The organism is Burkholderia sp. BE12, assembly GCF_002959955.1.
Taxonomy (GTDB): domain Bacteria; phylum Pseudomonadota; class Gammaproteobacteria; order Burkholderiales; family Burkholderiaceae; genus Burkholderia.
On record NZ_PREY01000002.1, the window covers coordinates 47,621 to 68,976 of the forward strand.

The 21,356-nt window shown below is 68.7% G+C and carries 21 protein-coding genes; 17 read left to right on the forward strand and 4 right to left on the reverse strand.

Going from position 1 to position 21,356, the window contains the following annotated elements:
- The first annotated feature begins 199 nt into the window (after positions 1-199).
- Entirely contained in the window at positions 200-460 is a 261-nt protein-coding gene (locus C4B30_RS02285) for a FecR/PupR family sigma factor regulator (RefSeq protein WP_234015369.1), read from the forward strand.
- 142 nt (positions 461-602) lie between these two features.
- Here the strand turns inward: C4B30_RS02285 and C4B30_RS02290 are convergent, their stop codons facing one another.
- Entirely contained in the window at positions 603-1,415 is an 813-nt protein-coding gene (locus C4B30_RS02290) for a hypothetical protein (RefSeq protein WP_105131772.1), read from the reverse strand.
- A 179-nt stretch (positions 1,416-1,594) separates the two neighbouring features.
- Here C4B30_RS02290 and C4B30_RS02295 point away from each other — a divergent pair, with 179 nt between their 5' ends.
- Positions 1,595-3,229: a transposase gene (locus C4B30_RS02295; protein ID WP_105131593.1), complete on the forward strand. Its 1,635-nt coding sequence runs from the start codon at positions 1,595-1,597 to the stop codon at positions 3,227-3,229.
- A 77-nt stretch (positions 3,230-3,306) separates the two neighbouring features.
- Here the strand turns inward: C4B30_RS02295 and gspK are convergent, their stop codons facing one another.
- Positions 3,307-4,302, reverse strand: a complete 996-nt coding sequence (gspK, locus tag C4B30_RS02300) for a type II secretion system minor pseudopilin GspK (RefSeq protein ID WP_105131594.1) — start codon at positions 4,300-4,302, stop codon at positions 3,307-3,309.
- Between the two features lie 32 nt (positions 4,303-4,334).
- Positions 4,335-4,898 (reverse strand): hypothetical protein, encoded by a 564-nt coding sequence (locus tag C4B30_RS02305; RefSeq protein ID WP_105131595.1) that lies wholly within the window; start codon positions 4,896-4,898, stop codon positions 4,335-4,337.
- A 605-nt stretch (positions 4,899-5,503) separates the two neighbouring features.
- Between C4B30_RS02305 and C4B30_RS02310 the strand changes: the two genes are divergently transcribed.
- The 6 genes from C4B30_RS02310 to C4B30_RS02335 all read left to right on the forward strand — a co-directional run bounded on the left by C4B30_RS02310 (position 5,504) and on the right by C4B30_RS02335 (position 12,135).
- Positions 5,504-6,676 carry a TIGR03032 family protein gene (locus C4B30_RS02310; protein WP_105131596.1) on the forward strand — a complete coding sequence of 391 codons (1,173 nt, stop codon included), beginning with the start codon at positions 5,504-5,506 and terminating at the stop codon, positions 6,674-6,676.
- The gene (gene cysC / locus C4B30_RS02315; protein ID WP_234015371.1) at positions 6,676-7,323 is read left to right on the forward strand and encodes an adenylyl-sulfate kinase; all 648 of its coding nucleotides are present in this window, start codon (positions 6,676-6,678) and stop codon (positions 7,321-7,323) included. Before C4B30_RS02310 ends, cysC begins: the two co-directional genes overlap by 1 nt.
- Positions 7,324-7,475: 152 nt before the next feature.
- Positions 7,476-9,131, forward strand: coding sequence for a ShlB/FhaC/HecB family hemolysin secretion/activation protein (locus tag C4B30_RS02320; protein WP_234015372.1), 1,656 nt, complete (start codon positions 7,476-7,478; stop codon positions 9,129-9,131).
- Positions 9,132-9,196: 65 nt separating this feature from the next.
- Complete coding sequence (locus C4B30_RS02325) at positions 9,197-11,002, forward strand: DUF2341 domain-containing protein (protein WP_105131774.1); 1,806 nt, start codon at positions 9,197-9,199, stop codon at positions 11,000-11,002.
- Between the two features lie 19 nt (positions 11,003-11,021).
- The gene (locus tag C4B30_RS02330; protein ID WP_027780971.1) at positions 11,022-11,432 is read left to right on the forward strand and encodes an ExbD/TolR family protein; all 411 of its coding nucleotides are present in this window, start codon (positions 11,022-11,024) and stop codon (positions 11,430-11,432) included.
- 4 nt (positions 11,433-11,436) lie between these two features.
- The gene (locus C4B30_RS02335) at positions 11,437-12,135 is read left to right on the forward strand and encodes a TonB family protein (RefSeq protein WP_105131598.1); all 699 of its coding nucleotides are present in this window, start codon (positions 11,437-11,439) and stop codon (positions 12,133-12,135) included.
- A 109-nt stretch (positions 12,136-12,244) separates the two neighbouring features.
- On the opposite strand, the gene C4B30_RS02340 is transcribed toward C4B30_RS02335, so the two are convergent.
- Positions 12,245-13,297: an RNA-guided endonuclease InsQ/TnpB family protein gene (locus tag C4B30_RS02340; protein WP_027780969.1), complete on the reverse strand. Its 1,053-nt coding sequence runs from the start codon at positions 13,295-13,297 to the stop codon at positions 12,245-12,247.
- 89 nt (positions 13,298-13,386) lie between these two features.
- Between C4B30_RS02340 and C4B30_RS02345 the strand changes: the two genes are divergently transcribed.
- The 9 genes from C4B30_RS02345 to C4B30_RS02385 all read left to right on the forward strand — a co-directional run bounded on the left by C4B30_RS02345 (position 13,387) and on the right by C4B30_RS02385 (position 21,300).
- Entirely contained in the window at positions 13,387-15,198 is a 1,812-nt protein-coding gene (locus tag C4B30_RS02345) for a putative porin (RefSeq protein ID WP_105131599.1), read from the forward strand.
- Positions 15,199-15,210: 12 nt separating this feature from the next.
- Positions 15,211-15,882: a hypothetical protein gene (locus C4B30_RS02350; RefSeq protein WP_105131600.1), complete on the forward strand. Its 672-nt coding sequence runs from the start codon at positions 15,211-15,213 to the stop codon at positions 15,880-15,882.
- 59 nt (positions 15,883-15,941) lie between these two features.
- On the forward strand, positions 15,942-16,514 hold the full coding sequence (locus C4B30_RS02355; RefSeq protein WP_105131775.1) for a YbjN domain-containing protein: 573 nt from the start codon (positions 15,942-15,944) through the stop codon (positions 16,512-16,514).
- Complete coding sequence (locus C4B30_RS02360) at positions 16,511-16,930, forward strand: hypothetical protein (protein WP_234015373.1); 420 nt, start codon at positions 16,511-16,513, stop codon at positions 16,928-16,930. The genes C4B30_RS02355 and C4B30_RS02360 overlap by 4 nt, the downstream gene beginning before the upstream one ends.
- Positions 16,931-16,976: 46 nt before the next feature.
- A complete protein-coding gene (locus C4B30_RS02365) occupies positions 16,977-17,867 on the forward strand; it encodes a peptidylprolyl isomerase (RefSeq protein WP_089501969.1) in 891 nt (296 codons plus the stop codon).
- Positions 17,868-17,875: 8 nt separating this feature from the next.
- Positions 17,876-18,781 carry a hypothetical protein gene (locus C4B30_RS02370; RefSeq protein ID WP_105131601.1) on the forward strand — a complete coding sequence of 302 codons (906 nt, stop codon included), beginning with the start codon at positions 17,876-17,878 and terminating at the stop codon, positions 18,779-18,781.
- Positions 18,782-18,821: 40 nt separating this feature from the next.
- A complete protein-coding gene (locus C4B30_RS02375) occupies positions 18,822-19,199 on the forward strand; it encodes a hypothetical protein (protein ID WP_105131777.1) in 378 nt (125 codons plus the stop codon).
- 80 nt (positions 19,200-19,279) lie between these two features.
- Positions 19,280-20,701 (forward strand): Do family serine endopeptidase, encoded by a 1,422-nt coding sequence (locus tag C4B30_RS02380; RefSeq protein WP_105131602.1) that lies wholly within the window; start codon positions 19,280-19,282, stop codon positions 20,699-20,701.
- Between the two features lie 119 nt (positions 20,702-20,820).
- On the forward strand, positions 20,821-21,300 hold the full coding sequence (locus C4B30_RS02385; RefSeq protein ID WP_105131603.1) for a hypothetical protein: 480 nt from the start codon (positions 20,821-20,823) through the stop codon (positions 21,298-21,300).
- Positions 21,301-21,356 lie beyond the last annotated feature (56 nt).

A 21,356-nucleotide genomic window follows, 5' to 3' on the forward strand; every position in this document is an offset into this window, starting at 1 on the left:
GCCGCTCGGCTGCCCGCGCTGCGGGTTACGGCGCGTCGATACGACCTTATCCATGAGGGCCGGCAAACGCCGGGCTGTCACGCGTGACGGCCCGGCGGGGCGTCGTCGGACCCGAGGCGTGGGTGGCAAGCGCCCCGGCCGTGCAGCGATGCGCGGTGGGGGGATGTGTGTCGAGGGAGCTTCGGGCGGTGGCGTGATCATGAACGAATCGCAACGGGATACGGATTCCGGCGTCGCGGACACGCGCGCCGACGCGATCCGCGAGGGCGCGGTGCGCTGGCTGCTGTGGTTGCGCGCCGGCGACACGACTGAACAAGAACGCGACGCTTTCGCGCGCTGGCGCGCGCAGAGCGACGAGCATGCGCGCACGGTGCGCGAGCTGATCTGGATGTGGGCCGTGCTGGAGACGGTCGGCCGTCCGGAGCCCGGCGAGCCGGGCGGGTCGACGCGCACGCATTGACGCGCCGCATGGGCGTTGCAAGAAAGTCTGCGGGTTAGGCGGGGCCGCTGCGACCTTGTATATGAGAGAGCGAGGGGCCGTGAAGAGGGGCTGTGGCGTGGAGACCGGGGAACGGGGGCCGGAATGGCCCCCGGATCACCCGTCATGCACGATGGTCGGCGCGCGCGCCGCTCCACGCGGCATCGAGCGGATCGTCGGCGTCGCGCAGCGGCTCGCGCAAAAACGGAAAGCGTTCGACGAACGGTGCGGATTCTTGCAGGGCCACGATATGGTTGACCATCCATTGCAGCAGTTCGCCGCCGTGCCGGACCTGTTCCGGGCGCCAGTCCGGCATCGTCGAGAAGAGGGCGGAGAAGCCGCTCCAGCGCGACGGGCGGTCGTTGTCGCCGGGGCGAAAATAGGTATTCATCGCGACGTCGCGCGCTTGCGTCAGCGTGCCGACGAACAGTCCGTGCGGCGTCGGCACGCCGATCTGCTGCCAGCCTTCCGCGATCGCCAGCGAGCGCATCACGCGCGCCGCGACGAACGCGATGCGCGTCTCATGCTCGATTTCCGCAAGCGACATCACGCCGTTGCGCTGCATGCAGCGCGCGACCGCGTGCGGCCGGATCACGTTCGACGCGAAACTGCGCAGCACGAGGTCGGGCACCGTCAATTGAAGCTGGAATTCACGCAAGCCGTGTTCGGCGCTCATCGTCGAGAAATGAACGAACAGCCCTTCCGCGTGACCGAGCGCGCCGACGTACGGTTCGAGCCCGAGGCGCACGAGTTTCGGCGCGATCTGACGCTCCAGCAATCGGAGCAGGTTGCGGCGATTGCGCACGCCCTTGAAATCGTCGAGGCTGCGCGTGACAACATCGCTGATCTCCCAGCGGCGCTCGTCGGCGATGAGCCGCGGCGAGCCGCTCAGGTCGAACCGGGCGCGGCCGTGCGCCACGCGGGGATCTACGTACATGCCGGTGCCTCGTGCATTGATTGCGGGCGGACCGCCGCGACGGTGCGTCGTCGCGCGGATCGGGTCGCTCACGATGCTGCGGGGTCGATCGCGCTGCGTCAAGTGCGAACGCGTTGCGACGCGCGCGAGCGCATGCCGGTGCGGCCCGCACGATCGACCGGACAGCGTGGGGTAACCCGATGATGCGCGCGGTCGTGGAACGCTTCGTCGAGCAGAGCCCGATGACGATCATGGCGCGGCTCGTCCTGCAATGCGCGCTGCACGACGACTGGGTCGGCGCCGCGGCGGGCGGCGGCGACGAACCCGACGGCGAGTCGATCCGCGAGGCGCTGTTTGCCGTTGCCGTCGACGCGATCGCGGCGATTGCCGCGTGGCAGCGGATGCCGGATGCCGTCGGCACTGTCGCGCCGGGGTTTGGTGCGGCCGTGACGGCGCTGCACGATTGCATGAGCCGGTGGCGGTCCGGCTGGGGGCGTGCGCTGGTCAGCGACAGTGTCGACCTGCTGCTGCCGGTCGCGGCGATGCGCGACGTCGATGGTGCGCGCGCCGTCGACGGGATGCGGCTGCGCGTGCTCGATGGGGCCGCCGAGGCCTGTGCGCCGCGAGCCGACGGTTGCGGCTGCGGGCGGGCGTGCGACGACCCGGCGCGCGATGCGGCGGCAGGCGGTGCGCGCGTCCTGCCGGTGTACGACCCGGATCTCGGGATGATCGTCGACCTGCTGCCTTGCGAGCGTGGCCGGGCGCACGAGCGCGCATTCGTCGGCGCGCTGCTTGAAACGGTCCGGCCCGGCGAGCTGTGGATCGTCGACGGGCGCTTCGATACGGATGCGATCCTGTCCGGCTGGCCGCGCCGCGGCGGCGCGTTCGTGCTGCGCGAATACGACCGTTCGGCTGCCTGCCGGCCGCTGGGCGACTGGCAGGACGCCGGCGTGTTCGGCGCCGGGCGCGTTCGCGAACGATCCGTCGGGATGGCCGGCGAGGGCGGCGCGTCGGACACGTTCCGCCAGATCGAATGGGAAGGCGCGGAGGCGTCCGGCGATATCGTCACGCTGCTGACCGATCTGTCGGCCGAGCGGTTCGACGCGCCGCAGGTCGTGGCGTTGTCGCGCCGGCGCTGGCGCGACGCGTTGCCGCTCGCGCTCGAGCCCGTCATGGGCGGCACGCCGTTCGGCGCCGTGCCCGCGCGCGCGGCGCTGCTGGCGAGCGGAATCGCCGCGTTCGCCTACAACGCGTTCAGCGTGATGACGCGTGTCGTCGGCGGCGCGCTCGATCTCGATGCGCGCGACGTCGCGCGCCTGCCGTCGCTGATCGCCGACGGCGTGACGGCCACCTATGCGGGCATGATGATCGCGCTGCCGCCGGACTGGTGGCAGCGTTACGACCAGTTGCCCGCGACGACGCTCGGACAGATCGTGCGGATGCTCGCCGTGCACGTCGACCCGCGCAGCGAACGGCGGCGCCGCCGCGACAGCCGGCTGTCCTCGAAGTCGCAGGCATTGCTGCGCGCCGCGACGCTCGAGTGCCTGCTGCACGACAACGGCGACGATCCGGCCGCGAGCGTGTTCAGCCTGCGCACGATCGCGATGGCGACGCGCGACTTCAGCAGCAATCCGTCGAAGGCGCTGCGGTACGCCGGTGAGGCGCTGGTGATGGTCACCAAGTACAACCGGCCGATCGCGCTGCTCGTGTCGATCGACGACTGGAACCGGCTGCTCGGCGAAGTGCGCGAGACGAGCTTCACGCGATTGTCGTTCGATGCGGCGGCGGCGCAGGGCCTGCGGCCGGTGACGTTGAGCGAGTCGTCGCTGAATTAGTCGGCGACGATCGTACGTTGTCGGCCCGGCCCGGCCGGGCTCGCCGTTCGCCGCGCCGGTACCTGCCGCATCCGGCTTCAACTCGTCAGCCGCCGCACCCAGATCACCGACGTCCACGCGAAATTGCCGCTGCCGTAGCGCGCGATCAGCGTGTCGATGCGCGCGTTGATCCGCGCCGAATGCACGCGGCAATGCACGATGAAGTAGCCGCTGTTCACGCCGACGGCCGCGCCGTCCGGCAACGTCGGGCTGCCGCCCTGCGCGGGCAGCAGGTATTCGGCGATGTCGCCGGTGCTCACGAAGTAGGCGGTCGCGCGCCGATCGACGAGCCGCTTGGCCTGGCTCGCCGACAGCGTCGGGATCGCGGCGACGAGCACGGGTTCGGTCGCGGTGTTCGCGTTGACGACGGTCAGGTCGGGCAGGATCGTGACGAACGGGGCGAGCGCTTCAATCGCATGCGCGTCGTAGCCCGGAACGCGAGCGAGATCGTCGACGGACACGAGCTGCAGCGGCCAGCCGCCCGGGCCGTTCGCGTCGCGCAGCGAACGCAGCATGTAATCGGCCGTTGGTTGCGCGAGCGCCGGATCGAGCGACAACTGGCCGAGCAGGCGCCGGTACGCCAGCACGCCTTCCCCGTTGGACTGCCACGGCTTGCCGGGCGCGGCACGCGACACGAGGTTCATGAGGTTGAAGCGCGCCTGCGCGTCCTCGACGCTGCCCGAGATCCACGCACGCGACAGTTCCGCATTGACCGCCAGCGCGTCGGACGGCAGCAGGTCCGAGAGCTGCACGTCGGCGACCGGCGCCGACCACGGCTGGCCGATGAACGTGACGTTCGACGTCGCGCTTTGCGCGCGCAGCGTCGCGCGTGCCCACTCGACCGCGGCGCGCTCGATCCACATCGTCTGGGTCGCGAGCCGCTGGTTCTCGACGTCGCGCGTCGCGACCTGCTGGCGCCACAGCACGCTGGCCGCGAGCGTGGCCGCCAGCGCGACGACGAGCAGCACCATCACGATCGCGATGCCGCGTTCGCGCCGTGCGTGCGCCGTCCTTCCTGTCCCGTATCGATGCATTCGCGTGCCCCCGCAGTGTCGGCGCGGCGCGCTCACACCTCGAACGCCAGCCACGCATGCGCGATGCTCGCATGCGCGGATGACGCGACGCCGAACAGCGCGGCGAGCCCCGCGACCCAGCACGCGAGCGTCGCGGGACGCATGCCGACGTCGGCAAGCGGGCCGACGAGGCCGGCGATCGCGTGCGAGCGCCACAGCAGCAGCACGAACAGCGTGCAGCCGACGGTCATCGCGATCGCGAACGTGTGGGCTGCAACCGCGGGGCGGCGAGTGAACGGCGTGCGGTGATGCCGCTGGTTCGTCGCGACGATCGCGACGCCGTTCGCGACCGGCACGATCGCCATCGCGAACGCCCAGAACAGCGGCTGGTCGCTCGACGGATTGATCAGCAGCAGCGTGCCGATCGTCCAGATCGGCGGCGCGAGCAGCGTGAGCGCGGACCACGACAGCAGCTGCCACGCGAGCCACGGCGAGCGCCAGCGCAGCGGCGGATTCGACGCGGCACGAGCGGCGCGCGGACGCAACTGGCCCGGCATACCGGCGGCGCCGGCCAACCGCCCGGCGAGCCACCGTACGAGCATCGTGGCGAATGACATGGAGTGTCCTGTCGTTGACATGTTTCGTTCTCAATAGCTAGGACGAAGCGGGCGGCTGCAAGCCGCAGGATTTCGTACGTGCTCGCGGTTTGCGGTGCGGCGTAAACGGTCCCGACGATCGCGCCCCGTGTTTCGCGCGTGTTTCGTGAATATCTTCAGTCGAATGTCACAAAAACTTCCCGGTTGAAACCGGAGGATTGTCGGGCCGCACGCTGGCCGTCGCGTTTTCGCTCGGGGGCCGGCCGGACGGCGCCTCGTTTGCCGGCGGGCCGCCGAAGCGCCGCGCGTCGGCCAGGCAACGACATGTACACGAAACGGGGGCCACGCAAGGTCATGCGCTGCGTCTCGCGAGTCTCGCGCGAGGGCGCGGCCGCACGCATGCAGGCCGCTTGCGTCGAACGCTTGCCCATGCCGGCGGATCGCTCGACGTCACGCAAAAAAACATTGCGGCAATGCGCGCTTCGTTCCGTCTAGGTAGGTGGGAGCTGCGACTTGGTGCGCCGTACGCGGCCCCGTTCGCGACCGATGCGCGTGCATCGGGTCGGCGGGCGGGGGTCTGCAAGCGGGCATTTTTTCTCATCAGGCGGCGTGAAGCCGACAGGTGCATGACAGTGGAACAGTTCGAGGAAACCCGGCCGGCGGGCGAAAGCGGCGCGCCGACTGACGACGTATCGGCGCGGCAGGCGGAAGCGTTGTCGCCGGTCATCGACCTGCGCGACACCGGGCGCTTCCTGCAGGTGCTCGAGGCGCTCGGGTGCTCGCTGGCCGTGAGCCGCCGCCCGTCCGGCGTGGCCGTGATCGGCGTCGACGACGGCGTGCCCACGCTGTCCGCGTGCCTGTTGCCGCGCTCGATGGGGATGGCCGTGTCGGGCAAGCGGCTCGCGGTCGCCACGATGCACGAGCTGATGGTGTTCGCCAACGTGTCGACGCTCGCGCCGCGCTATCCGGCCCGACCGGATCACTACGATGCGATGTTCGTGCCGCGCATGTCCTATTACACGGGCGATCTCGACCTGCACGACATGGCGTTCGACAAGCATGTGCTGCTCGCGGTCAACACACGCTATTCCTGCATCAGCGTGATCGACGGCTATTTCAACTTCACGCCGATCTGGCAGCCGCCGTTCGTGACGGAGACCACGCCGGACGATCGCTGCCACCTGAACGGCATGGCGTTCGCCGACGGCAAGGTGCGGTTCGCGACGGCGCTCGGCATGAGCAACGAGCCGTTCGGCTGGCGTAGCGGAATGGCCGGCAGCGGCATCGTGATGGAGGTGCCGTCCGGCCGGATCGTCGCATCGGGGCTGTCGATGCCGCATTCGCCGCGCGTGATCGGCGGGCGCCTGCATGTGCTCGAAGGCGGTCGCGGCCACGTGCTGCAGATCGATCCGCAGTCCGGCGCGCGGCGCGTGCTCGCGAAGCTGCCGGGCTTCACGCACGGTCTCGCCGAATACGGGGGCGTGCTGTTCGTCGGGCTGTCGAAGTTGCGCGACAAACGCGGTCCGCAGGGATTGCCGATCGAAAGCGAATCGGACGTGCTGGTCGCGGGGGTCGCCGCACTCGACGCGAACACCGGCGACGTGCTCGGCATCCTGCAGTTCTTCAACGGCGTCGACGAGATCTTCGACGTGCAGGTGATCCCGAACGTGCGGCGTGCCGAAATCCTGAGCCCGCATCAATGGGCCGAGACGCCGTCGATCGTGACGATGCAGGGCGGCTTCTGGCAGACGCGTCCGCGCGAGGACGACGAACCCGCGAAGGCGGCGGAGCGCGCGTGATGACGATCGATCGTTGCGGGTTTTCCGATGTCGTTTCGTCCTTATCGGTAGACGGGGCCCGCGCAGGGCGGCGCGCGTCGTCGCCGCGGGCCGGCGGGGTGTTGTGGCTCACGGGGTTGTCGGGCGCGGGCAAGACGACGCTGGCCGATGCGGTAGCGGCGCGACTGCGCGACCGACGCATGCATCCGGTGGTGCTCGACGGCGACCGGCTGCGCACGGGGCTGAATCGGGATCTCGGCTTCACGGTGCAGGATCGTTTCGAAAACGTGCGGCGCATCGCCGAAGTCGCGGCACTGACGAGCGAATCCGGCGCGCTGGCGATCGTCGCGGTCATTTCGCCGCTCGCGGCGATGCGCGACGCGGCGAGAGCGATCGTGGGGCCGGCATTCCGCGAAGTGTATGTGAGCACGCCGCTGGCGTGCTGCGAGGCGCGGGATCCGAAGGGGCTGTATGCGAAGGCGCGGTGTGGCGCGCTGCCGGAATTCACGGGTGTTTCGGCGCCGTACGAACCGCCGGTGGAAGCCGATATCACGCTCGATACCGGCCGTGCATCGCTCGCGACGTGCGTCGATACGCTGTTGCAGTTCGCGGTGACGCAGTTCGGGTTTCACGCCGATGCGCAGGCGGTGTTGACGCATCACGGCTGAGTTCGGATCGACAGTATATAGAGCATCACACGATTCATGATAAGGATGGCGAATCAATCGTCATCAAAGTGAAACAGGCAGCTGATAGCGGGGCAAGCGGCGAGTTCGCGACAGCTTCGCTGCGATCCGGAACAACAAAAGGGGAATGGCGCATGCCGCCGAGAGTAGACCGCAAGTCACGCGAACGATGGCGGCTGAATTGCCGATGCCTGGCCGGCGCCGTGCTGGCCGGAGGATTGAGCGTCGCGCCGGCTGTTCATGCGCAGGAAGCTGCCGCGCCGGCCGCGAAGGCGGCGTCCGCCGCGCCGCAGTCGTTCGACGTGAATGCCTTCGTGGTGCGCGGCAACACGACGTTGCCGACGCTCGAGATCGAGAAGGCCGTGTATCCGTTCGAAGGGCCGGGCCGCACGCTCGCCGACGTGAACGCGGCCCGCGATGCGTTGCAGAAGGTATACCAGGATCGCGGCTACCAGTCGGTCGTGGTCGAGCTGCCGCAGCAGCAGGTGAAGAACGGCGTGATCCTGCTGCAGGTGACCGAGGCGAAGGTCGGCCGGCTGCGCGTGGACGGCGCGCAATACAACTCGCCGCAGAACATCCGCGACGCGGTACCCGCGCTGGCTGAAGGCAAGGTGCCCGATTTCAACCAGGCACAGCAGCAGCTCACCGACCTGAACCGCTCGGCGGACCGCCAGGTGATCCCGGTGCTGAAGCCGGGCGCGCTGCCGCAGACGGTCGACGTCGACCTGAAGGTCGACGATCACAGCCCGCTGCACGGCTCGCTCGAACTGAACAACGACAACAGCCCCGGCACGTCGACGCTGCGCACGACCGCGAGCCTCAGCTATTCGAATCTGTGGCAGCTCGGCCACGTGATTTCCGGTACCTACGTGATCGCGCCGCAGCATCCCAACGATGCGCGCGTCTACGCGTTCTCGTATCTCGCGCCGATCAAGGATTCGCGCTGGAGCTTTCTTGCGACGGTCGTGCATTCGGACAGCAACGTCGCGTCGGTCGGCAACACCAACGTGCTCGGCAAGGGCACCACGTACGGCTTCACCGCGATCTATTCGCTGCCTGCGACGGAGACCTACGCGCACACGGTCAGCATCGAGATCGACCGCAAGCATTACGACGAAGACGTGTCGCTGCCGGGCCAGGGCGGCTCGACGGCGCCGCTCACGTACGTGCCGGTGACGCTGTCGTACAACGGCCAGCTGAGCCTGAAGAACTCGCAGACGTCGTTCTCCGCATCGCTGACGACGAACATCCGCGGCCTCGGCAGCGACTGGGGCGCGTGGGACAACAAGCGCTACAACGCGACGCCCGATTTCGTGTACGGCAAGTTCGACGTGAATCATACGCAGCGCTTCGCGAACGACATGCAGGCCAATGCGCACGTGAACGCCCAGATCTCGAACTCGCCGCTCGTGTCGAGCGAGCAGTTCGCAGCCGGCGGGATGAACAGCGTGCGCGGCTACATGCAGGCGGAAGACACGGCCGACAGCGGCGTGATCGCGTCGCTGGAGTTGCGCAGCCCATCGCTGTCGAAGTGGCTGGGCGGCGCGGTCGGCAGCCGGGTGAACGAATGGCGCTTCCATGCGTTCTTCGACGCGGCGCACCTGTGGCTGCTGAGCCCGCTGCCGGAGCAGACGTCGCGCTTCAACCTGATGAGCGTCGGTGTCGGCACGCGGCTGCAGCTCATGAAATACGCGAGCGCGGATTTCGAGGCCGGCTGGCCGTTGAAGGCCGGCGTCTATACGCGGCGGTACAGCCCGCGGTTCGATTTCTACGTAAGGCTGGGATTCTGACGGATTTTTTGATCGTGGCGGGGCGATGCGACGAGCGCGGCGCCCGCCCATTCGGGGAGTGGATCGTGAAGCGAGTCTTGTTTTTCCTGTTGGCGGTGATGCTCGGCGTGCTGCCCGGCATCGCGAACGCATGGTGGCAGAACGACTGGTCGTACCGAAAGGCGATCACGATCGACGCGAGCCCGAAGGGCGCGAACCTCGCGGAATCGGCCGGCCGCGTGCCGCTGCTGATTCGCCTGCATTCGGGCAACTTCCAGTTCGACGGGCTGGCCGACAACGGCGCCGACATCCGCTTCGTCGCGGCCGACGACAAGACGCCGCTGAATTTCCATGTCGAGCAATACGATCCGGTGCTCGGCGTCGCGCTGATCTGGGTCGACGTGCCGAAGATGCCGGCCGGCGCCGCGGAATCGATCTGGATGTACTACGGCAACAAGAAGGCGCCGGACGGCGGCAAGCCGGCCGAGACCTTCGATGCCGACTACACGCTCGTCTATCACTTCAACGGTGCGGCCGGCGCGCCGCCGAAGGACGCGACCGCATACGGCAACAATGCGCAGAACGCGGCGTTCCGCACGGTCGAGGACGGCATCGTCGGCAAGGGCGCGCGGTTCGACGGCACGGGGTCGCTGACGCTGCCGGCGAGCCCGTCGCTGAACCTGGCCGCAGGCGGCAGCTTCACGTTCAGCGCGTGGGTCAAGCCGTCGGCGCTGGCGCCGAACACGCTGCTGTACAGCCGCCGCGACGGCGCGAATGTGCTGCTGATCGGCCTCGACAACGGCGTGCCGTTCGCGGAAGTGGCGGGTGCGGCCGGCACTCCGGCGCCGGTGCGCACGCCTGCCGTGCCGCCCGTCGCCGCGAACCAGTGGACCCATCTCGCGGTCACGGCCGACGGCAAGAACCTGACCGTCTACGTGAACGGCAAGCAGGCCACGCAGGTCGCGGCGACGCTGCCCGCGCTGACCGGCGCGGCGGCCGTGGGCGCGGACGTCGCCGGCGCGCCGGCCGGGTTCGCCGCGTATGCGGGCGCGCTCGACGAACTGCGCCTGTCGAAGATCGCGCGTTCGCCCGCCGCGATCGCGGTCGACGCGCTCGCGCAAGGCTCCGAATCGAAGCTCGTGGCGTACGGCGCCGACGAGAAGCAGTCGGGCTTCGGCTTCGGTTACTTCGGCGTGATCGTGCAGTCGGTGACCGTCGACGCGTGGGTCGTGATCGCGATCCTGCTCGGCATGGCGCTCGTGTCGTGGATCGTGATGTGGACGAAGGCGCGTTACGTCGGCACCGTCGACAAGGCCAACCAGTATTTCGTGCAGCGTTTCCGCGAAGTGGCCGGGCGTCACCTGGTCGGGCTCGCGCATGTCGACGAAGCGAGCACCGACGGCCGCCGGCTGTACCAGTCGTCGCTATACCGGCTGTACAAGGCCGGCGTGCATGAAATCCACAGCCGCATGGACGGCAACGGCCGCACGGTGATCACGTCCGAATCGATCGAGGCGATCCGCGCGTCGATGGATGCGACGCTCGTGCGCGAGAACCAGCGGCTGTCGAAATCGATGGTGCTGCTGACGATCGCGATCTCGGGCGGCCCGTTCCTCGGCCTGCTCGGCACGGTGGTCGGCGTGATGATCACGTTCGCGGCGATCGCCGCGGCCGGCGACGTGAACGTGAACGCGATCGCACCGGGTATCGCGGCCGCGCTGCTCGCCACCGTCACCGGCCTGTTCGTCGCGATTCCCGCGCTGTTCGGCTACAACTACCTGCTGATCCGCAACAAGAACGTGACCGCGAACATGCAGGTGTTCGTCGACGAATTCGTCACGCGCCTGGCCGAAGCTCACCGCACGCCGGATCACGCCGTGCTGGCCGACTGAATGCACGCAGGAGACCACCATGCAGGTTCAGGACGACGACAAGCCGTACGACGACATCAACATCACGCCGATGCTCGACCTCGCGTACGTGCTGCTGATCATCTTCATCATCATGACCACCGCGTCGGTGCAGGGCATCAAGGTCGATCTGCCGAAGGCGAGCTCGTCCGCGAGTCTCGCGAAGCCGAAGACGAAGGCGATCACGGTCGCCGATTCGGGGCAGGTGTTCCTCGACGCGTATCCGGTGACGATGGACGAGCTCGAAAGCCGGCTGCGCACCGAGAAGGCGACCAATCCGGAATTCCCGATCGTGCTGAAGGGTGACGCGGCCGTGCAGTACCAGAAGGTCATGGACGTGCTCGACTTGCTGCGCCGGCTCGACCTGTCGCAGGTCGGGCTCGTGACCGGCAAGGCGAAGCAGGGCGGCTAGCGCGATGGAAATGACCTACAACGGCGGCCCGCCGCAGAAAGGCCCCGGCCGCTTCGTGAAGCCGGTTGCGATCGCGCTCGTGCTCGCGGGGCTCGCCGCGCTGATCTGGCATTTCGCGGGGGACACCGCGGGCGTGAAGCGCGTGAGCGCGCCGCAGGTGACGACGGTGATTCCGTTGCCGCCGCCCCCGCCACCGCCGAAACAGAAGCCGCCGCCCGAGAAGGTGAAGGAAGAGGTCAAGACGCCGGTCGACAAGCCGACCGTCGCGCCGAAGCCTTCTGAGGCACCGAAGCCGTCGGACAACCAGCCGAAGCAGATGACGATGAACGCGCCCGCGCAGGCCGGCACCGACAGCTTCAACATCGGTGCGGGCGACGGCTCGGGAATGGTCGGCAGCGGCGGGGGTGGCAAGTTCGGCAACGCGAGCTATGCGCAGTACATGGTGTACGTGCTGCAGCGTGCGATCGAACAGGACAAGGGCGTGCAGGAGGCCGGCGGTGCGCGGTTCACCGGCAGCCTGAACCTGTGGATGGATGCGTCGGGGCGGATCACGAAGGTGACGGTCGCGCAGTCGACCGGCGACGCGAAGATCGACGCGGCCGTCGTGGCGGCGGTCGAGGCGCTCGGCAAGGTCGACGAAGTGCCGCCGCCGGCGACGTCGTACCCGGTGCTCGTCAAGCTCCAGGGCCGCAAGCCGGCATGACGATGCGCGCGAGAGACCACGAAAGAATCATGGGGCAGGTCCGTCGCACGGATGCTGCCGGAAAAGAAACGAAAATTGTTCGGAGTGCTTCGTTGACGTCATCCCCTGCCTAATGGCTGAGGATTCCCACACCTGGCGATGCACGTCCGCATCGGAGAATATTTAACGCAGCGTTGGTATCACGATCATGTACGACACCGCATTCACTGCATGTCCATTCTCTTATTCGCAACCCTGCGATACCTTTCGGCCGCGTCGTGCTGTCTTTCGACCCACACGACGAACAGGACTGGGTAGAACCGTGTTCGTCGACTTCCTCGAACGTGGCCCCGTGCGCCATCGCCTTGTAACGGAGCTTGTTTCGGAAGGACGACCAGGATGCGTCGTAGACGCTTTTCGCCATCCTGGTTCTGGCGAGTTTGACGGCCGACACGTTGCCGACCGCGAGGTAATCGAAGCGCCGCACAAGATCGAGCGCAAGCTTGTGTTGAAAATCGGCACGGGCATTCGCGACCTTGGCGTGCAACTTCGCGATATGCCGCTTGTGCTTTCGTGCTCGCTGCGCTTTCGCCAGCTTTTCCGCCGCTCGTCGGCCGAACTGGTCATTGGGCAGCTTCTCGCCGGTCGAAAGTGTGGCGAAGTCTTTCAGGCCGAGATCGATACCGACACCGGAACGGATCGGGCGGGCCTGAACATCGGGCATCTCGATCACGATGTTGAGAAACCAGTTGCCGCGTGCATCCTGCGCAAAGTTGGTTCCGTCCTTGATCTTGCCTTCGGGAAGCGGGCGGCTGTTGAACACGCGAAACGTGTTGCCGGCGAAACGAAACGCGTCACCCTCGCGCTTCAGGTCACGCCCCTTCAGCGGCACCCAGCCCAGCGATTTCCTGCCGCGATAGCGCAGGTAGGGCCGACGGTGCTGAGTACGCGACTTCGCGTATTGCTCGCACGTCGCGTTGACCGTGCCGGAGTGAATACCGAGTTCCTTGCTGCTGCCGGTGGTCAGCACGTTCAGGTCGAAACCGGTCGGCCACTTCTTGTTCCACTTGAGCGCGTGCTTCTGCGTGTCGTTGCAGAAGTTCCAGACGTAGTTCACCGCGCGGCTCTGCTTGTTGAGCAGTCCGTTGAGCGACTTCACCCGGTAGCGATAGACAAGGATCATGCCGGCCATCCTAGCCTGCGGACGAAGTCGCCTGTCAAGGGTGCTCTTTTCCTTTCTGCCACGAACGACGGTGTTTCTCGGAGTAATCGATGATTCGGAAGATGAACGGACGGGGCGGGGTGCCCTGCAACGGCGCGCCGCCCGCGCGCCTGTCGCGCGTCGGCGCGGCGGTGCTGATGCTGGGGCTGACGTGCGCATCCGTCGCGCAGGGGCAATCGCTCGAGGCGCAGGCGGCATCGGGGAAGGCCGCGCCGACGGAAAGCGTGGTGATCAACCTGATCAACCTGCTCGTCAAGCGCGGCGTGCTCACGCAGCAGAACGCGAACGAGCTGATCAGCGAGGCGCGCACGGAGGCCGTGCACGCGCGGGCCGCGCGCGGGTCGGGCGCACCGGTCGTCGCGGGCGGCGTGGTCAATCCGCCGACGCAGCCGGGCGACGTGGCGGTGCCGTACGTGCCGCAGCTCGTGCGCGACCAGATCCGCGACCAGGTGAAGCAGGAAGTGATCGCACAGGCGAAGGCCGAGAACTGGGCGCAGCCGAACACGTTCCCCGACTGGGTATCGCGGATCAAGCTCGACGGCGACCTGCGCGTGCGCGACGAGTATCACTTCTACGGCAGCCGCAACGCGAACAACGTCACGAACTTCGCGGCGATCAACCAGGGCAACGGGTTCGACATCAACCCGAACACCAACACGACGCAGTTGCCGACGCAGAACACCACGCAGAACCGCAACAACCTGTTGCGCTACCGTGCGCGGCTCGGCGTGACCGCGACGCTGTCCGACGAGATGATCGCCGGCATCCAGCTCGCGAGCGGCAACGACAACGGGCCCGTGTCGACCACGTCGACCGCCGGCGGCGGCTTCGCGAAGAAGAACATCTGGCTGAACAAGGCGTTCTTCGCCTACCGGCCGACGCCGTGGCTGAACCTGACGGCCGGCCGCTTCGACAATCCGTTCTTCAAGTCGGATCTCGTGTTCGCCGACGACCTGATGATGGACGGGCTCGCGGCGAACCTACGCCATGCGCTGCCGTGGAATCCGGACGTCACGCTGTTCGGCACGCTCGGCGTGTTCCCGATCCAGTACACGAGCGAGAACTTCCCGTCGAACAGCACCGACAAGGCCGGCAGCGACACGAAGTGGATGTTCGGCGCGCAGTTCGGCGCGGACTGGAAGATCGACGCGAAGAACCGGCTGCGCGGCGCGGTCGCGTACTACGACTTCCAGAACATGCGCGGCACGCTGTCGTCGCCGTGCGCGCTGTATCTCGGCGCGACGAGCTGCAACACCGACAACGAGGCGCCCGCGTTCATGCAGGGCGGCAACACGCTGATCGCGCTGCGCAACATCGTGCAGAACCCGAACCTCGCGCCGGGGATGACGCCGCAGCCGCAGCTCTTCGGGCTCGCGTACAACTACCGGCTGCTCGACCTGAAGGCGCAGTGGGACACGGTGGTGGCCGACCGCTTCAAGCTGCGCCTGGACGGCGAATTCGTGCGCAACCTCGCGTACAACGACAACAAGGCGTTCGCGGCGGCGTCGCTGCCGGTCAACAACTACGAAGCGACGTCGGTGAACGCGACGCGCGCCGACTATCGCAGCGGCCCGAACGGCTTCCTCGCGAAGGCGACGGTCGGCGAGCCGGAGCCGCGCGAGAAGGGCCAGTGGAATTTCTCGATCGCGTACAAGTACCTGCAGCCGGACGCGGTGCTCGACGCGTTCAACGATCCCGATTTCCATCTCGGCGGCACCAACGCACGCGGCTACGTGATCGGCGCGGCCTATGCGGTCGCGCGCGACACGTGGGTGTCGGCCCGCTACCTGAGCTCGAAGGAAGTGTACGGGCCGCCGGTATCGATCGACGTGCTGCAGATCGAACTCAATGCTCGCTTCTGACCGGAGCCGCGAATGAATACGATCACTCGCACGATGCTGGCGGCCGCCGTGGCCGGCGCGCTGCTGCTCGCGACCGTCGGCGCGCACGCGCAGAGCATCGAGGACAAGCTGCGCAGCCAGTTGCGCTCGACCGTGCAGGAGCTGCGCCAGTTGCAGGACGGCCAGGCGCAGTTGCAGAGCGACAAGGCGGCGGCCGAGAAGCAGCGCGACGATGCGCTCGCGCAACTGAAGGCGATGCAGGGGCAGCTTGCAGCGGCGCGCGGCGACTCGGGCGCCGAGGCGGCCGCGAAGCGCGCGCTCGCGCAGGAGCGGGCCGGCCGCGAGCAGGATGCGAGGTCGCTCGCGAAATACAAGGCGTCCTATGAGGACTTGCTCGCCGTGTCGCGCGCCCGCGATGCGCAGCACACGCAACTGCAGAAGGACGTTGCCGCGCGTGACACGCAACTGAAAACCTGCCAGGCACACAATGCCGAGCTGTATCGCGTCGGGCACGAGATTCTCGACGCGTACGAGCATGTCGGGATCGGCACGTTCTTCTCGTCGCGCCAGCCGTTCGCACAGTCGGCGCGCGTGAAGTACGACGATCTCGCGCAGCGCTACGGCGATGCGTTGTATGCGGGAAAGTACGATCCGGCCGCGCGTGCGGCCGCCGCGGCACCGGCATCGGCGGCGAGCGCACCGTGAGCGTGTCGCCCGATACCGCATTGGAATCCATCGATTCGTCGAACAGGGGGAACCTCGACATGCAAGACCAGCAACCGAACGCCGGCGCCGAACGCGCGGCACACGATGCGCCGATCGAGGCGATCAGCGCGGACCACCTGGCCGACGTGCTGCGCCGTGCGGGCTACCGCGTGACGGCCGCCGAGCAGAACGGCGCGGTGCAACTGATGAGCGCGAGCCAGGGCGTCGGCTTCGCGGTGCGCTTCGGCAACCCGGCGGCGCCGCTCGCGCCGCAGGGGGCCGACACGCCGCTCGCCGCGCTGCCGTATATCGATTACACGCTGTCGTGCGTGCTGCAAGTGCAGGGCGAATTGCCGGCCGAACTCGTCGCGGACTGGAACCGCACCAAGCGCTTCGCGCGTCTCGCGAGCCACGGGCAGTTTCTCGCGCTGGAGATGGACGTCGTGGTCGCGGGCGGCGTGTCCGAGCGCCATCTGCGTTCGACGGTCGAGCTGTGGGATCGGCTGATCCAGGAATTCCTGCTGCACCTGCGCAACCGCCCCGCGATGGCCGAGCAGGAAGCGGCGGCGCGGGCAGCGGCCGGTGAAGCGCACGCCACGGCCGCAACCGTCGAAGCGGCCGCGCAATCGTGATCGTCGCGCACCGGCTCGGTGCCGCGCTGCGCGCGTTGCTGCCGGGTCGCACGCGACCCGACGCGACGGCCGCGCGTGACGTGCCCGCCGCGTGGGGCAGGTACGCGCAACACGTCGCGCGGTGGCTGCAGACGGCGCTCGATGGCGACGATGCGGCCGCAGGCCGCCTGCGCGCGGACGTCGAACGCTGGGCCGACGCGCTGGCCGATGCCGGCGACGACGGGCCGGTACTGCCGGTGCGAGCGTGGGTCGACCGGCGCGGGCGGGTGACGCGGGTCGACAGCGCGATGGTCGGGCAGGCGGCGCTCGACGCTGCGCTGCACGCTGCGCTTGCCGGCAGGGAGATCGGCATCGCACCGCCACGCGGGATGGCGCAACCGCTCGTCCTGCGCGTGACGCTGACGGGCGCGCGCTGATACGGCGTCCGCATTCAAAAGAAGCAATCCAGAGGGCAGTCGAACGATGATGACGAAAATGAAGATGCTGGCGATGGTGGCAGGCGGTCTCGTCCTGGGCGCGCCGCTCGCGGCATGCGCCCAGGACGACGTGATCGCGAATGCCGCGCAGGCGTCGGTCACGCAGGCCGACATCGCCGGGCTGTTGAAGACGGTGAGCGCGGAAGGGCGCGAGCGTCTCGCGGCCGATCCCGCGGCGCTGGACCAGGTCGTGCGTTCGACGCTCGCGCAGAAGGCCGTGCTGGCCGAAGCGAAATCGAAGGGCTGGGACCGGCAGCCGCAGGTGCAGGCTGCCGTCGAGCAGGCGCAGCGCGAAATCGTCGTGCGCAGCTATCTCGCGTCGGTGAATACGCCGCCGGCCGACTACCCGTCGGACGCGGAGCTCCAGTCCGCCTATGACAAGAACCGCGCGGCGTTCACGGCGCCGCGCGCGCTGCACGTCGCGCAGATCTATATCGCGGTGCCGCCGAACGCGGATGCCGCGACGCTCGACAAGGCGCGCAAGCAGGCCGCCGATCTCGCGAGCCGCGCGCGCAACGGCGATTTCGCGGCGCTGGCGAAGGCGAACTCGCAGGACAAGGCGAGCGCCGCGAACGGCGGCGATCTCGGTTTCGTGCCCGATCAGTCGATGGTGCCGGCGGTCCGTCAGGCAGCCGACGCGTTGAAGCCGGGCCAGGTATCCGCGCCGATCCAGACGCCGGCCGGTTTCCACGTCGTGAAGCTGATCGAGATACGGGCGGCCGCGCCGCGTCCGCTGGCCGACGTGAAGGAGCAACTGCGCGCGATGCTGCGCGCCCAGCGCACGCAGCAGAATGCACAGGCGTATCTCGCGAAGCTGGGCGCGAACGCACCGATCAACGAAGACGCGCTGAAGAAAGCGCTCGCGTCGGCTCGGTAGGCGCGCTCATGGCCACGCTCCGTTCGACGCCGCGCGTCGAGGCGCCCGACGCGCGTACGCCGGGGCGTCGTCGCTCCGGCGCCGCCTCCGACCGTCCGCGCATGCCGAAGGCGAACCCGTGGCCGGGCCGGCCCGGCGAGTGGCCGACGCATTGTCCGCTTTGCTTCGGCGCGCTGGAGCCGCTGCCCGGTGCGGGCGGCTATGCGCGGCACCGGAGCGCGCGATGTTCGGCGCAGTGCGTGCTCACCACACGCCAGTATCAACCGGAGGAACCGACGATTCGCGGCTCGCGCGACGTGCAGGTCGCGGCTCGTCATCGGGACCGTTTCATTGCGCAATGGCCGCGCCATTACGCGCTGATGCGGCAGGCGTGGCCCGCGCTCACGATCGGGCGTTTCATCGCGGTGATCTCGTGCGCGGATGTCGCGGATCTCTGGTCGTACCGGACGTTGCGCGACGACGATCTCTCCGCCGTACTGCTCGTCCTGGCCGGTTTCCTGCGCGTGCCGGAGGCGTCGGGCGCCGCTGCGTCGGGTGCCCGTATGCCCAGTGCCGGTACGCCCGGTGCCGGTACGCCCGCTGCCGGTATGCCCGGCGCCGGTATGCCGGCCGACGATGCGCGTCCGCCCGCCGTTCGCTGGGTGCGCTTCTGGTTCGACGCGAGCGTGCGCGACGTCGGCGATCTGTGGACGGCCGGCAACGACGCGTCGCCGCTGTTTCGCGTCGACTACCGGGAGCCGCTCGTCACGCCGTATCCGACCGGCGCGCAGGTGCAAGCCTGGCAGCCGGTCGACGGCATGCGCGATGCGTGGGCGCGGCATGTCGATGCGGGCGACCCGGCCGTCGACGCAGCCGATCGCGCGGCGTTCGGACGCTTCCTGGCCCGCGCGCCGGGGCCTGGCGCGGGAGCATGACGGCATGTGCGCAACGGAGTCGTTACCGATGCAGGCATGGATGAAGATGCGACGAAACGGCATCGCGGCGATCGCCTGCCTGCTGCTGGCGGCCGGCGCGCATGCACAGGGCAGCCGCGCGGGAGCGAGCGTGCCCGCGCCGGCCGGCCTGGGTTCGGCGGCGAAGCCGGTGTGCGTCGACGCGGAAGTCGACGGCAAGCGCGCACTGTCGTACGACTGCCTGAGCGAACAACTGAAGCCGAAGGCCGAGCCGCAGGCGGGCGCGTCGCAAACGGATGCGGAGCGGCTGTCGAAACAGCCGTCGAACCGGCTCGGCACGTTCAACCTGTCGACCGAGCGGAATCGCTTCGGCTCGAACTGGGGCCGGTCGGTGACGCCGCAACGGCCCGATGCGCCGATCGCGGTGCCGCCGAGGTAAGTGATGGCGCGGCCGGTCGCGTGGCGCGGGGCAGCGACGAGCCGGCGGCGTGCCGGCGCGAACCGACGAGGAGCAGTCACATGAAAGCGGGCAGGCACATGGGTCGGACGGCGTCGTCGTGGGTGATCGCGGGGGCGCTCGCGTTTGCCTGCGCTTGTGCTTGCGCGACGACACAGTCCGCCGAGCGGCCCGCGCAGGCGGTTGCCGCGCCGTCGACCGTCGTGATGCCGAACTTCGCCGCACTGGTCCGGCGTGTCGGCCCGGCCGTCGTCAACATCAGCGTCACGCGCGAAGTCACGCAGATGGGGATCCAGTTGCCGCCCGGCATCGCGCCCGATCATCCGCTCGCGCCGTTTCTCGCGCGGCGCGTGATCGGCAACCGCGAGGAGGTGAGTCTCGGCTCCGGCTTCATCGTCGGCGCGGACGGCGTGATCCTGACCAACCGGCACGTGGTCGGCGACGCGGTCGCCATCGACGTGAAGCTGACCGACAAGCGCCAGTTCAAGGGGCGGGTGATCGGCAGCGATCCGGTATCCGACGTCGCGGTGATCCGCATCGACGCGCACGATCTGCCGGTCGTCGCGACCGGCGACCCGGCGCGCACCGAGGTCGGCGACTGGGTCATGGCGATCGGGTCGCCGTACGGGTTCGCGAATACCGTCACGCAGGGCATCGTCAGCGCGAAGTCGCGCGCGCTGCCCGGCGAGCAGGCGATACCGTTCATCCAGACCGACGTGCCGATCAATCCCGGCAATTCGGGCGGCCCGCTGTTCGACCTGAGCGGCCGCGTGATCGCGATCAACTCGATGATCTTCTCGAAGACGGGCGGCTACCAGGGGCTCGCGTTCGCGATTCCGATCGACATCGCGCTCGACGTGAAGGACCAGTTGCTGCGGACCGGCAAGGTCACGCGCGGCCGGCTCGGCGTGGCCCTGCAGGAAGTGAGCCAGGCGCTTGCGCGCTCGTTCGGCCTCGCGAGCCCGGACGGCGCGCTGATCACGATGGTCGAGCCGGACGGCCCGGCCGCGCACGCGGGCCTGCAGGCGGGCGACGTCGTGCTCGCGGTCGACGGCAAGCCGGTCGCGGAATCGGCGGACCTGCTCGGCACGATTGCGGGCATGCGGGCGGGGCGGCAAGCCGATCTGCTCGTGTGGCGCGCGGGCCGGGCGATGCACGTCATCGCGACGGTCGGTGCGTTCGACAGCGGCACGGCATCGGCCGGCGGCGAACAGGGGCCCGCGCGGTTCGGGCTCGTGCTGCGGGTCGCGACGGAGCGGGAGCGCCAGCAGCTCGGCGTCGGCCAGGCCCTCGTCGTCGAGCAGGCGAGCGGCCAGGCCGCGCGCGCGGGGTTGCAGCCCGGCGATGCCGTACTGTCGGTCAATGGCGCGCCGGTCGCGAGCATCGGCGCGCTGATGGCGGGGATCGACGCCGCGCACGGCAACGTCGCGCTGCTGGTGCAGCGCGGCGGTACGCGGCTGTATGTGCCGATCGAGATCGGGTGAGCGGGTACAGCCGTGCGACACGAAGGCAGTGCGAGCGCAGTGCGAAGGACTGCGTGAATGACGGCGCGAGGGCCGCGCGCGAAACCGCGCGGGGGCGATTTGTCGAAACGGGAGGCGGGATGAAGCGAACGCAGGAGTGGGGCGCATCCGGGTGGCTGCGGGCAATCGTCGTCGCATGTGCGCTGGCCGTATGTGCCACGTCGGCCGCGCCGCAGACGGCCGACGTGCCGCAAACGTGGCTCCGTTACGGCCAGCTCGCCGGGCGGCAGTTCCAGACGTGGCTCGAAGCGGACGGTGACGCCGCCGACCGGCTCCATCGCTATCTCGAAACGCGCGTGCTGAACGCGCACGCCGATGCGCCGCCGCCCGCGATCGTTGTGCGCGCGTGGATCGGCGCGAACGGCGCAGTCACGCGCGTCGAATTCGCGTCGCTCGGCGATCCGGATGCGGACGCGACGCTGCGGCAACTCCTGACGGCCGGTCCGCTTAGCGAGCCGCCGCCGCCCGACATGCTGCAGCCGCTGCGCGTGCGCCTGCGGCTCGCGCCGAATCCCGACGCGGCAGAGGCCGCACCGGCGTCGGCGGCGCGCATGCCGTGACGTTCCGGAGCGGGTAGACATCAACGGATATCATAATAAGATATGAAGATATCGAA

Coding starts and splice junctions, on each gene's coding strand:
- C4B30_RS02285 (WP_234015369.1), top strand. CDS start 200: ATGAACGAATCGCAACGGGATACGGATTCCGGCGTCGCGGACACGCGC.
- C4B30_RS02290 (WP_105131772.1), bottom strand. CDS start 1,415: ATGTACGTAGATCCCCGCGTGGCGCACGGCCGCGCCCGGTTCGACCTG.
- C4B30_RS02295 (WP_105131593.1), top strand. CDS start 1,595: ATGATGCGCGCGGTCGTGGAACGCTTCGTCGAGCAGAGCCCGATGACG.
- gspK (WP_105131594.1), bottom strand. CDS start 4,302: ATGCATCGATACGGGACAGGAAGGACGGCGCACGCACGGCGCGAACGC.
- C4B30_RS02305 (WP_105131595.1), bottom strand. CDS start 4,898: ATGTCATTCGCCACGATGCTCGTACGGTGGCTCGCCGGGCGGTTGGCC.
- C4B30_RS02310 (WP_105131596.1), top strand. CDS start 5,504: ATGACAGTGGAACAGTTCGAGGAAACCCGGCCGGCGGGCGAAAGCGGC.
- cysC (WP_234015371.1), top strand. CDS start 6,676: ATGACGATCGATCGTTGCGGGTTTTCCGATGTCGTTTCGTCCTTATCG.
- C4B30_RS02320 (WP_234015372.1), top strand. CDS start 7,476: ATGCCGCCGAGAGTAGACCGCAAGTCACGCGAACGATGGCGGCTGAAT.
- C4B30_RS02330 (WP_027780971.1), top strand. CDS start 11,022: ATGCAGGTTCAGGACGACGACAAGCCGTACGACGACATCAACATCACG.
- C4B30_RS02335 (WP_105131598.1), top strand. CDS start 11,437: ATGGAAATGACCTACAACGGCGGCCCGCCGCAGAAAGGCCCCGGCCGC.
- C4B30_RS02340 (WP_027780969.1), bottom strand. CDS start 13,297: ATGATCCTTGTCTATCGCTACCGGGTGAAGTCGCTCAACGGACTGCTC.
- C4B30_RS02345 (WP_105131599.1), top strand. CDS start 13,387: ATGATTCGGAAGATGAACGGACGGGGCGGGGTGCCCTGCAACGGCGCG.
- C4B30_RS02350 (WP_105131600.1), top strand. CDS start 15,211: ATGAATACGATCACTCGCACGATGCTGGCGGCCGCCGTGGCCGGCGCG.
- C4B30_RS02355 (WP_105131775.1), top strand. CDS start 15,942: ATGCAAGACCAGCAACCGAACGCCGGCGCCGAACGCGCGGCACACGAT.
- C4B30_RS02365 (WP_089501969.1), top strand. CDS start 16,977: ATGATGACGAAAATGAAGATGCTGGCGATGGTGGCAGGCGGTCTCGTC.
- C4B30_RS02370 (WP_105131601.1), top strand. CDS start 17,876: ATGGCCACGCTCCGTTCGACGCCGCGCGTCGAGGCGCCCGACGCGCGT.
- C4B30_RS02375 (WP_105131777.1), top strand. CDS start 18,822: ATGAAGATGCGACGAAACGGCATCGCGGCGATCGCCTGCCTGCTGCTG.
- C4B30_RS02380 (WP_105131602.1), top strand. CDS start 19,280: ATGAAAGCGGGCAGGCACATGGGTCGGACGGCGTCGTCGTGGGTGATC.
- C4B30_RS02385 (WP_105131603.1), top strand. CDS start 20,821: ATGAAGCGAACGCAGGAGTGGGGCGCATCCGGGTGGCTGCGGGCAATC.